The organism is Amycolatopsis sp. N2S4-7, assembly GCF_058119595.1.
Genome location: NZ_CP172299.1, coordinates 2,218,100 through 2,230,540 on the forward strand (window position 1 = coordinate 2,218,100; position 12,441 = coordinate 2,230,540).

General features: G+C 72.7%; 11 protein-coding genes. 7 read left to right on the forward strand and 4 right to left on the reverse strand.

The features are described 5' to 3' along the window. Positions 1-14: 14 nt before the first annotated feature. Both ACH54P_RS10280 and ACH54P_RS10285 read right to left on the reverse strand, forming a co-directional pair. The gene (locus ACH54P_RS10280) at positions 15-488 is read right to left on the reverse strand and encodes a DUF5994 family protein (protein ID WP_489912126.1); all 474 of its coding nucleotides are present in this window, start codon (positions 486-488) and stop codon (positions 15-17) included. Beyond that, positions 485-697: an RGCVC family protein gene (locus tag ACH54P_RS10285; RefSeq protein WP_489912127.1), complete on the reverse strand. Its 213-nt coding sequence runs from the start codon at positions 695-697 to the stop codon at positions 485-487. Before ACH54P_RS10285 ends, ACH54P_RS10280 begins: the two co-directional genes overlap by 4 nt. Before the next feature lie 383 nt (positions 698-1,080). On the opposite strand from ACH54P_RS10285, the gene ACH54P_RS10290 reads away from it, so the two are divergent. The 3 genes from ACH54P_RS10290 to ACH54P_RS10300 are packed head-to-tail and all read left to right on the forward strand — an operon-like array spanning position 1,081 to position 4,714. Continuing rightward, positions 1,081-2,214: a glycosyltransferase gene (locus tag ACH54P_RS10290; RefSeq protein ID WP_489912128.1), complete on the forward strand. Its 1,134-nt coding sequence runs from the start codon at positions 1,081-1,083 to the stop codon at positions 2,212-2,214. Next, positions 2,214-3,233, forward strand: a complete 1,020-nt coding sequence (locus tag ACH54P_RS10295) for a hypothetical protein (RefSeq protein ID WP_489912129.1) — start codon at positions 2,214-2,216, stop codon at positions 3,231-3,233. The genes ACH54P_RS10290 and ACH54P_RS10295 overlap by 1 nt, the downstream gene beginning before the upstream one ends. Next, a complete protein-coding gene (locus ACH54P_RS10300) occupies positions 3,230-4,714 on the forward strand; it encodes a glycoside hydrolase family 130 protein (protein ID WP_489912130.1) in 1,485 nt (494 codons plus the stop codon). Before ACH54P_RS10295 ends, ACH54P_RS10300 begins: the two co-directional genes overlap by 4 nt. A 98-nt stretch (positions 4,715-4,812) precedes the next feature. Here the strand turns inward: ACH54P_RS10300 and ACH54P_RS10305 are convergent, their stop codons facing one another. Then, positions 4,813-6,069 (reverse strand): hypothetical protein, encoded by a 1,257-nt coding sequence (locus ACH54P_RS10305; protein ID WP_489912131.1) that lies wholly within the window; start codon positions 6,067-6,069, stop codon positions 4,813-4,815. A 642-nt stretch (positions 6,070-6,711) separates the two neighbouring features. Here ACH54P_RS10305 and ACH54P_RS10310 point away from each other — a divergent pair. Then, a complete protein-coding gene (locus tag ACH54P_RS10310; RefSeq protein WP_489912132.1) occupies positions 6,712-7,581 on the forward strand; it encodes a hypothetical protein in 870 nt (289 codons plus the stop codon). Positions 7,582-8,007: 426 nt separating this feature from the next. After that, entirely contained in the window at positions 8,008-9,597 is a 1,590-nt protein-coding gene (locus ACH54P_RS10315) for an enoyl-CoA hydratase-related protein (protein ID WP_489912133.1), read from the forward strand. Between the two features lie 138 nt (positions 9,598-9,735). On the opposite strand, the gene ACH54P_RS10320 is transcribed toward ACH54P_RS10315, so the two are convergent. Then, positions 9,736-10,785 carry a fatty acid desaturase family protein gene (locus tag ACH54P_RS10320; RefSeq protein ID WP_489912134.1) on the reverse strand — a complete coding sequence of 350 codons (1,050 nt, stop codon included), beginning with the start codon at positions 10,783-10,785 and terminating at the stop codon, positions 9,736-9,738. A 285-nt stretch (positions 10,786-11,070) separates the two neighbouring features. Between ACH54P_RS10320 and ACH54P_RS10325 the strand changes: the two genes are divergently transcribed. Beyond that, positions 11,071-11,241 (forward strand): hypothetical protein, encoded by a 171-nt coding sequence (locus ACH54P_RS10325; protein WP_489912135.1) that lies wholly within the window; start codon positions 11,071-11,073, stop codon positions 11,239-11,241. Between the two features lie 314 nt (positions 11,242-11,555). Continuing rightward, positions 11,556-12,404 (forward strand): SCO6745 family protein, encoded by an 849-nt coding sequence (locus tag ACH54P_RS10330; RefSeq protein ID WP_489912136.1) that lies wholly within the window; start codon positions 11,556-11,558, stop codon positions 12,402-12,404. The last annotated feature ends 37 nt before the right edge of the window (positions 12,405-12,441 follow it).

Genomic DNA, 12,441 nt, shown 5'->3' on the forward strand with positions numbered 1-12,441 from the left:
GCAGGCGGTGGCGCTCAGGCCGTCCCGGTGGCCGGGCCGAGGGCTCCGCTGGTGGTCAGGATCAGCACGGCGGAACCCACCGCGTCCGGCGCGGCGGCCGCTTCCAGCGCTCGCTCCGCGGCGGCCGGATCGGCGCCGGCCGGGACCACCAACAGGGTCAACCGGCGGATGCGCGGCCCGATCACGACGATCGTGTGCCGATCCAGGCCGAAGAAACCCGCCAGCCGGACGAAACCGCTCTCGAGCGCGAGCGTCCGGGGCGCCAGGTCCCACATACCCGGGTTGAAGCCGATCCGGTCCACCGGGCCCGAGTCCGCGGCGAGCGCGGTGACCAGGGCGCTGAATTCCGCGACCGGCTCCCGCGAGCGTGGCCACCAGGCGCCGTCGAAGCAGCCCTTGACCGCACCCGGCGGTTTCACCCGCAGCCGCTCGTCGACCGCCGGGGAGCCGACCACCGGCCTCGCGGCGCTGTCCGACAAGAACGTCATTTCCGGACACGCATCGCGGCGGTCGATTTTTCCGGCCCGCCCGAACAGACGCAGCCGCGGTTGAACGCGCCCGCCTGCGTCGCCGTGCAGAACCGGCGCGCGATCACGTCGTGCGATTCGACCGGATGGGGGCACACCGCACAGGCGGTCACCGCCGGGTCGTCGATTTCCGCGACGGCGACGGCCGATTCGACATCGATCCTCGACATACCGGATTCTCCTTTTTCGGATGGCTGACCACACGGGCGCGGTCCGCTGATCAGACGAGAAAAGTCAGGACTCGCTGGATATTCCGGCTGCGGATCCCGGCTTCATCGAATACGCCGAGGTCCGGGACGATACGTCCAGCTTACGCGCCGTGCCGGTCACACCCACGCTCCGGTCCCGGCAGCCGAACGCCCCTCCGAAAAAGGTCGCACGACTCTAGGCCCGGGACCGCGTGAGGAAACAGAGTCGCGGCATGACCTCGGCGTCGCCTCGGACGCGAGGACGACGTGCCGCGGCCGCGTGACGCCCCGCCCGGTGAGTTCCGAGCGCCACCGTCCACCCCGTTCCCGGCTGCCGTGCGCAGCCGCCGACCCGAAGGACCCGTGTGATCACGTTCGGTCTCCTGAGTACTTATCCGCCCACGCTCTGCGGCCTCGCGTCGTTCACGGCCTCGCTGCGCGCCGCGTTGCCGCCGGGTTCCGCGGGCGGGGTGGTCCGCGCGGTCGAGGCGCCGGCCACTTCGGATCCCGCCGGCGGCCCCGAAGTGGCCGGGGACCTGGTCGCCGGCTCGCCGGCGAGCTGCCGCGCGGCGGCGGGCCTGCTCGACCGGGACGACGTGGCGATCGTCCAGCACGAATACGGCATCTACGGCGGCCCGGACGGTGACGACGTCCTGCGCGTGCTGGAACTGCTGCGCGTGCCCGCGATCGTCGTGCTGCACACCGTCCTCAGCGCGCCGACACCGCACCAGCGCGAAGTCCTCGACGGTGTGCTCGCCGCCGCGGCCGCGATCGTGGTGATGAGCGAGACCGCGCGCGCCCGGCTCGTCGCCGGCTACGACGTCCCCGCCGGCCGGCTCGTGGTGATCCCGCACGGTGCCCCGGACAACGGTGGCCCGGCCGCGGCGCCGCACCACAGCCAGCACCGCCAGATCCTGACGTGGGGCCTGCTCGGCCCCGGCAAGGGCATCGAATGGGGCATCGAGGCGATGGCCCTGCTGCCCGCCCAGTGGCCGGAGCCGCGTTACCTGGTCGCCGGCCGCACCCATCCGAAGGTGCGGGCGCAGCAGGGGGAAAGCTACCGCCGGTCGCTGCAGCTGCGGACCGAGCGGCTCGGCGTGCGGGACCGGGTCCGGTTCGACGCCCGCTACCTCCCCGCCGCGTCGCTGCGGCGGCTGGTCGCCCACGCGGAAGTGGTCCTCCTGCCCTACGACTCCCGCGACCAGGTCACCTCCGGGGTGCTCATCGAAGCCGTCACCTCGCGGACACCGGTCGTGGCGACCCGCTTCCCGCACGCCGTCGAGCTGCTCTCCGGGGGTGCGGGCCTGCTGGTGGACCACCGGGATCCGGGAGCCATCGCGCACGCGCTCCAGGAAGTCCTCACCGACCGGGCCGCGGCGGGCCGGATGGCCGCGGCCGCCGGGATCGCCGCCCGCAGCCTCGGCTGGGCGTCGGTGGCCGCGCAGTACAGCCGGCTCGGCGCCGAGCTCGTCTCCGCCCGGCCCCGGGTCGTGGCGTGATGCTGGACGACCGTCACCTGCTGCGCATGTCCGACGACGTCGGGCTCTTCGAGCACGCGTGCGGGGCCATCCCCCGGCGCGAGCACGGATACTGCCTCGACGACGCCGCTCGCGGCCTGGTGGTGCTGAGCCGCGCGCAGGACCTGACCCCCCAGCTGTCACGGCTGCAGGAAACGCTCTTCGCCTTCACCGCGCACGCGCACGAACACGGCCGCTTCCGCAACCGGCTCGGCTACGACCGCCGCTGGCACGACGCCCCCGGTCTCGGCGACTGGTGGGGCCGCGCGCTCTGGGGGCTCGGCAGTACGGCCGCGCACGCCGGACGCGCGTGGCTGCGCGCCGAGGCCCGGCTGCTGTTCGACGCGGGAGCCCGCCGCCGGTCTCCGGACCTGCGCGCGACGGTGTTCGCCGCGTTGGGCGCCGCCGAGGTGCTCACCCGGTTCCCGGCGGACGAGCCGGCGCGGGCGCTGCTCGGTGCCGCCGTCACGGCGATCGGGCCGGTTCCGCCCGGCCGGGACTGGCCGTGGCCCGAGCCCCGGCTGGAATACGCCAACGCCGCGGTCGCCGAGGTCCTGATCGCCGCCGGCGCGCTGCTGCCCGAACCGGGCGCGCTCGCCGACGGCCTGCGTGCCCTGGACTGGCTGGTGGACCGGCAGACCCGGGAGGCCCGGCTGTCGGTGGTGCCCGCCGGCGGCTGGGCGCCACGCCAGTCGCCGCCCGGATTCGACCAGCAGCCGATCGAGGTGGCCGCGCTCGCGGCGGCCTGCGCCCGGGCTCACGCTGTCACCGGCGACGCCCGCTGGACGTCCACTGTGGAGCTGGCCCGCGCCTGGTTCCTGGGCACCAACGACGCCGGTGTGCCGTTGCTGGACCAGGACACCGGTGGCTGCGGCGACGGGCTCCGCGCCGACGGCGTCAACCGCAACCAGGGCGCGGAATCGACGCTGGCGATGCTCGCGACGTTCCAGCTTTCACGCCGTATCGGCACCGGCGCGCTGACCGGCGTCGGTACGGCGTGACCGGCGAGAGCGCGGGACTGGTGTCCCGGCACCCGGCCGGGATCCGGCCCGATCCCACGCGGGTCATGACGAAGCTGTTCGTGCCCGGCGAAGAAGCACCGGAGACCCGGTCGCGGGCGGGTGCGCTGATCGCGCGCGTCCTCGCCCTGCCGGAAAGTTCGGTCGATTCCACAGTGGACCGGGTACTGGCCGGTTTCTCCGGCCGCCACCGGGATCTGGGCGCGGTCCTCGAGCACAACGCGTCGATCATGAGCCACCGGCTCGTCGATCCCCGCTCTCTCGACGCTCGGCGCCGGCTGCTCCTCGGCGCGTACTTCACGCACGAGTACGCGGTCGAGGCGGCTGCGCTGTGCAATCCGTCCCTGGTGGCGCACCCCCGGCAGGACGGGCTGTCGCGCGGGCAGGTGCGGGTCGTGCTCAGCCTGCGCGGGATCGGCGAAGGGCACATCTCCTCGATCGGGTTCGCCACCGGCGTCCTGGGGCCGGGCACCCGCGCCGAGTGGCACCCCCGGACCGGACCGGTGAGCAAGGGCGAGCGCCAACCGGACTCCTGGAGCCGCTCGTGGCTGCGCGCCGCCCTGGACCACGACGGCTGCGACAACGAGATCACCGCGACCGTGACCGCGACCCTCCCCGATCCCTTCGGCCAGTACGACCTCGACCACGCGCTCGCGACACTCGATCCGCGCCTGCTCGAACGCCCCGGGGCGGCCGGCACGACCCAGCACATCCGCGAACTCGCCGCCTCCGGCTACACGGTGAGCTTCCCCGGCGACACCGATCTCGCGCAACGGCTGCTGTGGCCGGTCGGCGCGACCGAAAGCCACGGCATGGAGGACGCCCGCTTCGTCCGCTTCACCGACGACACGGGCGTGACCGGCTATCGGGCCACCTACACCGCGTACAACGGCGCCACCGTGACACCGCGGCTGCTGGAAAGCGCCGACCTGACTTCGTTCAGCGCGTTCGCCCTCACCGGACCGGCGGCCCGCAACAAGGGAATGGCCCTGTTCCCCCGGCTCGTCGGCGGCCGGCACCTCGCGTTGTGCCGCGGGGACGGGGAAACGACGAGCCTGGCGACCTCGTCCGACGGCCGTTCGTGGTCCGGCGAAGTCCCGCTGCACGGGCCGACGGCGGCGTGGGAACTGCTGCAGGTCGGCAACTGCGGCTCGCCGCTGGAAACGCCGGCGGGCTGGCTGGTGCTCACCCACGGCGTCGGCCCGATGCGGACCTACGCCATCGGCGCCCTCCTGCTCGACCTCGCCGACCCGGCCAGGATCGTGGGCGCGCTCCCCGAGCCGCTGCTCCTGCCGGACGAGGACGAGCGTGAAGGCTACGTCCCCAACGTCGTCTACTCCTGCGGCGGGATGATCCACGACGGCACGCTTTGGCTCCCCTACGGCAGCAGCGACACCCGGGTCGCCCTGGCCACCGTACCGGTGGACGCCCTCATCGCCCGGCTCGAAGCGGCGGGCGCGTGACCGCGCACCGGTGAGCCGGTTCGTGTTCCCGCTTCGGACCTGGACGGCGAACAGCCCGTCAGGGACGGCCGGAGCCGCCCCTGCCGGGCTGGGTTTGATCAGCCGAGGCACACGACCGTGAGGCCGGCCGCGCCGCCGATGCCGTTGAGCCCGGGGATGCCGTTCGCCGTCATGAGGACGTCGGTGCCGCCGCCACCGGCCGCGGTGCCGGAGCTGCCGACGCCCCCGGCGCCGAGAGTCCCGCCGGCGCCACCAGCGCCACCGGCGCCCGGGTTGCAGCCGTTGCCGCCGCCACCGCCGGTGCCACCGTTGGCGCCCGTCCCGCCGGTCACGGTGAGGCTGTCGTCGTCGAGGCCGCCGTTGACGGTCCCGCTGTTGCCGACGCCGCCGGCGCCACCGGCGCCGCCACCGCCACCGGCGCCACCGATCTGGCCACCGCCGATGCCGTTGCCGCCCTTGCCCGCGGTCGCGCCGAGGCCACCGACCCCGCCGGCGACCTTCAAGGTGTCGTTGCCCGCATCGCCGGTGACGGAACCGGAACTGCCGATCCCACCCGCTCCGCCGACGCCGCCGAAACCGCCCGCCCCGCCGCCGTGACCCGCACCGGCGTTCCCGCCCGCGCTGCCGTTGGCTCCGGCGCCACCGGCCACCGTGATGCCGTCGAGGCCGTCGTCACCGCTGACGACTCCCGAACTGCCGAGACCGAGACCGCCCACGCCGCCTGCGCCCCCGACGCCGCCGACGCCGCCGGTTCCGGCGCTGGGGCCGCTCGGGCCGCCGAGCGCGCCGGCGCCACTGGCGCCACCCGCACCGCCGGTGACCTTCACCGTGTCGTTGCCGAGGCCGCCGTGGATGGCGCCGACGCCGGCCTGGCCGCCCGCTCCGCCCGCGCCGCCGACTCCACCGGCACCGCCGGCCCCGCCGAGGACTCCGGCTCCGCCGGTCCCGCCGAGGCCACCGGTCCCGCCGGCGCCACCGGTGACGGTGACGCTGTCGGCGCCGTCCCCGCCGTTGACCGTCCCGGTGCTGCCCAGCGCGAGGCCACCTACGCCGCCTGCCGCGCCGGCACCGCCGGCGAAGCCGGCCGGGCTGGTGCTCGTGCCGGTCCCGCCGGCGCCGCCGGGAGCACCCGTGGTGCCCGCCGTGCCGGTCATGGTGATCGTGTCGGTGCCGGCCAGGGCGTCGATGGTGCCGCTCATGGGCCCACCGGTGACGGTGACGAAGTCGTTGCCGGCGGTACCGGTGAGGAGCTGCGCGGCCGGAATGCCCGCGGTGCAGGTGATGGTGTCACCGGAACCGTTGAAGACACGGGTGCAGCCGACCGGGTCGGCGTGGGCCGCGCCAGGGACGATCAAGGCGAACCCCGCGGCGGTGCCCAGTCCAATGAGGCCGGTACGGGTTCGACGAGCCGTAGTGGTACGTGCACTTGATCTCATGGGAAAACCTTCATGGTGTCGAGTGGATCCGGGCTGAAGCCACGGAACCGGGAGCGCGGCTGATAACCACTTCGAATGTGGCATTTCCGTGCCGGATATCCGGGGCAGGGTCCGCCGGCGCTCTCAAGACCCACACTCGTCCCGTCGCGGACACTTCGGCAACCAGAAGCGGGTTGTTCACCCCTCTGCGAGGATATTCGCCGACAAGAGGGCCGAATCCGGAGATAAACGATCGATTTCCCACGAATCCGATTAATCACATGGACCCGCCTACTATTCGAATCGGCGCAGTTGTGGCAGCTGAACCCCTTTGCGTGCGGCCATTGGGGGGACCCCGGTATCGATCATCCGGCGGACAGGGATAGGCTGACTCCTGTTACCCCGGACCTCGGTACTTGATCTGCTCGCCACGATTGCGGCGCAGATCGCGAGCCGAGGTCCTTTTCGTGGACCAATTCCACCCGGCCCGTTCGGTGAATCGGGCCGACCCCTTGCGGAATTATCCTGCCGGCGCGCCGCGCCCGCAGCCCGCCACTATCAGGTTCCAGGAAAGAAAACGTCATGCGACGCATCCACGCCATAGCCAGGATCATGTTCGGCGCCACCGTCGCGACCGGCGGCCTGATAGCGCTGGCCCCGGCGGCGCAGGCCATCACCATTCCGGTGGCCTGCAGCGAAACCGCCCTCGTCGCGGCGGTCGACCTGGCCAATTCCACCCCCATCCCGGACACCCTCGTCCTGGCCGGAGGCTGCACCTACGGCATGACCACCGCCCACGGCGGCGCCGCCAACGCGCTCCCGGTCATCACCACGCCGATCCAGATGACCGGCCCCGCCACCATCACCAACGCTTCACTGTCCGGTCTCGGCATGTTCCGCATCGCCGAAGTCGGTCCGACCGGCAACCTCACCCTCGTCACCGGAGTCGCCTTCACCCGCGGCAACGTCGTCGGCGACGGCGGCGGCATCCTCAACCGCGGCGCGGTCACCCTCACCGGAAGCACCCTGACCGGCAACACCGCCACCGGCAACGGCGGCGGCCTCGCCAACCCCGACACCCCCACCGGTACCGCACCCTCCGCCACGTTCACCAACAGCCCGCTGTCGGGCAACACCACCCTCCTCGGCGACGGCGGCGCCATCTACAACGGCCTCCGCGGCACCCTCTCCGTCACGGGCGTCTCCGGCAGCCCGCTGTTCATCACCGGCAACAACGCCGGCCGCGGCGGCGGCATCTCCACGATCAACTCCACCGCCACCACCCTCACCCAAACCGCCGTCACCAACAACCACGCACTGCTGCTCCTGGGCAACTCCGGCGGCGTCTACCGCCAGGGCGGCACCATGACGACCAACAACGCCCCCATCACCGCCAACACGCCCAACAACTGCGTCGGCAGCGTCCCTGCCGTCCCCGGCTGCACCGGGTGACCACCGCAGCCGGCAGACAGATCCAGCCGGAGGGCATCGTCATCACCAGCGCCGCCGGCGCCGTCCTCCTCCTGCCGCTGCAGCACCACAGCTCGACCCCCGCAGGCCACCCGGCCGGCGGGGGTCGTGCTGAACCGACCGGACACCGCGGGGCCGCGGGCCATCGCGGTAGCCCTGGTCGGCCGAAGGTGTTTACCCCTTTGGCCGCGTCACTGCCGTCGCGGCGCCAGGTACCGTCGACCGGTTGTCTCGTTGCCTCGGTCGAATGTCCGGCAGGTCGGGCCGAACCGCGGTTCGGGACGGCTCGAGGACTGCGCGAGCGGAGGCCCGTTGAAAATCCTGCTGCTGTGTTCTGCCTTCAACGGCCTCAGCCAGCGCGCTTGGGCCGGTCTGCGCGCTCGCGGTCACCGCGTCACGGTCCAGACGGTGCACGATCCGCAGGAGATGGCCGCCGCGGCGGTGGCCACCGACCCCGGGTTGATCATCTGCCCGTTCCTGCGCCGGCGGGTTCCCGAAGTGGTCTGGCGGCGCTACCGCACGATCATCATCCATCCCGGTCCGCAGGGGGACCGCGGCCCGTCCGCGCTCGACTGGGCGATCATGGACGCCGAGCGCACCTGGGGCGTGACCGCCCTGCAGGCGACCGGCGACCTCGACGGCGGGCCGGTCTGGGGCACGCGGGTGTTCCGGATGCCGGCTGATCTGCCGCGCAAGAGCACCCTCTACAACACCGAGGTGTCCGACGCCGCGCTGAACCTGATCGACGAGGTCGTGACCAAGGCCGAAGACCCCGGGTTCACACCGCGAAGCCAGGACCGCCGGGTGGACGCGGTCCGCCCCCTGGTCCGGCAGGCCGATCGGTCCTTCTCCTGGGATGACCCGGCCGACCACATCCTGCGCCGCATCCGTGCCGCCGACGGCCGTCCCGGAGTGCACACGGAGCTGGCCGGGGTGCCGGTCGCGGTGTTCGACGCCCATCCCGGCGAGTCCTCCCCCGGCGAGCCCGGCACCATCGCGGCCCGCTGTGAGGGTGCGGTACTGGTCCGCACCGGCGACGGCGCGCTGTGGATCGGGCACGCGCGGCGGCTGGCCCCCGAGGCCCCGGGCACGACGGTCAAGCTCCCCGCCGCACTGGCTCTCGGTGGCGCTCCCGAGGCGCCGCGGATCGCAGGCCCGCCGGGCGTTCGGGAGATCGGCTACCGGCGTTTCGGCGAGGTGGGGTTGGTGCGCTTCGAGTTCTACAACGGCGCGATGGGCACCGCGCAGTGCCGGCGGCTCGCCGCGGCCGTGCGCTACGCGGCCGAGCAAGACACCGCCGCCGTGGTCCTGGCCGGCGGTGAGGTGTTCTCCAACGGCTTGCACCTGGGGATCATCGACGCCCATCCGAACCCCGCGGCGGAAGCCTGGCGGAACATCACCGCGATCGACGACCTCTGCCGGGAGATCATCGCCTGCACCGGCCAGCTCGTGGTGTCCGCGCTCGCCGGCGACGCGGGCGCGGGCGGGGTGATGCTGGCCCTCGGCGCGGACAAGGTGATCGCCCGGGACGGCACCCTGTTCAACCCGCACTACCGGAAGATGGGCCTGTACGGCTCGGAGTACTGGACCTACGTGCTGCCACACCGGGTCGGCGAAGCAGAGGCACACCGGCTGACCACGCACTGCGAGCCGATCACCGCCGCCGAGGCGGCCCGGATCGGGATGGTCGACGAACTCGCCGCGAGCGACCGCGCGGAATTCCTCGCGACCGCGCTGGACTACGCCACCGAACTGGTCGCCGGCGGGCGCGCGAAGGCTTTGCTCGACCACAAAACAGCCACCCGGGCAGCCGACGAGCAACGCCGGCCGCTGGAGACCTACCGGGTCCGGGAACTCGCCGAGATGAGCCGCGACATCTTCGACGACCGCCACGGTTTCGCCCACGCCAGGCGCACTTTCCTCGCCGGCAGGCCCGCCGGCCCGGCACCATCTCGTGTGCCCGGCCCACGACTCCCCCAGCTGAGGCCCGTTCACTGATCGTGGTCGCGCGGTCCGCCGACCGATCCTCCGCGGGCCCGTCCCGGTCTGACGAACGGGCGTTCCGGCCGTCGCCCGCCGGGGTGCGGCGGTGGGGTCAGGTCTACGGCGCCCGAGTCCGGGCCGGCAAGCTCGCGGCTACCCGGCGGGTGCGCTCTTCGCGCGGAGTGGCGCGCTCGCGTCGTGCAGGTGCTGCAGGACGTAGTGGTAGGTCTTCAGCAGGCCGCACTGGGCGTAGTCGATCCCGTGGTCGGCGCAGAACGCGCGCACGAGGGGCTGCGCTCGGCGCAGGTTGGCGCGCGGCATGCTCGGGAACAGGTGGTGCTCGATCTGGTAGTTCAGCCCGCCGAGCGTGAAGTCGACCCACGGACCGCCGCGGACGTTGCGGCTGGTGAGCACCTGCTTGCGCAGGAAGTCCAGCTGCGTCTTGTCGGTGAAGGTGGGCATGCCCTTGTGGCCCGGCGCGAACGAGCAGCCCAGGTAGACGCCCCACAGCCCCTGGTGCACCGCGATGAACGCGACCGCCACCGGCGGGGACAGCACCACGAACACCGCACCGAGGTAGACACCGACGTGGGCGAGCAGCAGCACCGCCTCGAGCCGACGCGCTTTGACCTCGCCGCGCCACACCGCTTCGATACCCGCCCAGTGCAGGCTCAGCCCTTCCAGCAACAGCAACGGGAAGAACAGTGCCGCCTGGTGCTTCGAAGTCCAGCGCACGAACCCGCTCTTCTCGGCCGACTGCCCCCGGGTGAAGGCGAGCAGCGGGATGTCGATGTCGGGATCGTGGCCTTCGTGGTTGGGATTGGCGTGGTGGCGTCGGTGCTTGCCCATCCACCAGCCGTAGCTCATCCCGACGAGGCCGCCGAAGGCGTAACCGGCGCGGTCGTTGGCGTGCCCGGTGCGGAAGATCTGGTTGTGCCCGGCGTCGTGGCCGAGGAACGCGATCTGGGCGAACACCACCGCGAAGAACACCGCGGTGGCCAGCTGCCACCACGAATCGCCCAGCACCGCGAAGACCACGCAGCCGCCGGCCAGCGCGAGCAGCGTGAGGCTGATTTTCACCGCGTAATAACCGCGACGACGGTCAAGCAGGCCTTCAGCTCGCACCAGGCGAACAAGTTCACTGAAGTCGTCCCGCGACTTCGCGCGAACGCCGACGTCGACGCTCTCGGGAGACGCAACCATGGAAGTCCTTCCCAGTCATGGCGCCGGGGACCGGGGCGACCACATGTTCGCTACCCCGGCCGGATTCCCAGTGGACCCACGTACTAAACGACGTCGGGAACGACCGGCTTCCGGCCGTCCGGCAGCCGCGGCGTCCACCGCGCCCCGGCCGCCGCCGGAGGCGGGCTGTCGGTCACCGAATCGCCCCCCGGCGGAAGTCGGCTTAAGATTCGGAAGACCAACACGTCGCGGCAACCCCGGACCCCGGTGGCCGAACACGCGTCACCCGCCTACCGGGAGCAGCCGATGACCAGCGTCCAGCCCGCGATCGAACCCCTCCTCACGCGCGAATTCACCCGGCGAGCAGCCGACGCCTGGGTCCGCGCCGCGGACGCCGGGATCATCGACGCCGCGGAACTCATGTGGCTGCTGAACCACCTGCCGGCGGATTCGGCGCAGCCGGAGGCGAACGGATGACGGCCGGGAGCCGCTCCCGGCGCTCGGCGGCCCCGGTGGCGGGGCGGGAATCCGCGGAGGTCGATCCCCCGGCCGGAGGCTGACGCTGGTCCACCGCGTCGCGTGCCGGACCGGCCATTCCCGGCGGGCGGGGGCCGCGCTGCGCATCCGGAGCTCGACGAAGTGACACCGCGGCCGCCCCGCCGGCGTTTCGCCAGGTCGCGAACGAAGACGATCTCCGCCGCCGCCGGGATGCCGGCCCGGGGGCGGCGATACCGGGTGCCCGGTGGATCACGAAGACCCACGCCGTACCGACTGGATGGTATGTTGACCGCGTGATCGAAGCGGCGCGCCGGACCTGGCGACTTCTCGAGCCCTACCACGGAATGATCTACTTCGCCCCGGAAGCCACTGCCGCGTACGAGAAGCTCGGTCTCACCGGCCGCGCCGGCTATTTCGCGTCGAGGTCGGCGGCGCTCGGCGCGGTCCCGGCGCCGGTCGTGGTCGCGACCTTCTACAACTTCAACCCGGCCCTCGTCCGGGAGTCGATCACCGCCGCCTGGTCCACCACCGACCCGGACGCCGTCCTGGCCGCGCGGTTCGCCGCGGCCGACCGGACGTTGCGCGGCATCCTGGGCGAGGCGATCGGCTCGCCGGAGATGCGCAGGGCCGCCGCTCTGGCGCGCGAGGCCGCCGAGACGGTCGCCGGTGACGTCGTCGGCCGGCCCCTCTTTGCCGCCCATGCGGCCTTGCCGTGGCCCACCGAGCCCCATCTGGTCCTGTGGCACGCGCAGACCCTGCTCCGGGAGTACCGCGGCGACGCGCACATCGCGGCTCTGCTGACGGCAGGTCTGGACGGCATCGAAGCCCTCGTCACCCACGCTGCTTCCGGCGCCGTCCCCGCCGAGACGTTGCGCACCTCCCGGTCGTGGTCCGAAGTGGACTGGGACCGGGCCGTCGCCGGCCTCCGCGAGCGCGACTGGCTCACCGGCGACGCCGACCCGACCTTCACGCCCGCGGGCGCGGACCGCCGAGCGGAAATCGAAAAGGCGACCGACGAGAACAGCGTGACTCCCTACGCGCACATCGGCGAGTCCGCCTGCGCCGAACTGCAGGAACTGGTCCGCCCGTTCAGCCGGGCGCTCGCCGGAGAACTCATGCCGTGGGTGCTCGCGAGGCAGTAGCGGCGCGGTTCACGAGCCCGCTGCGGGTTCGCTCAGG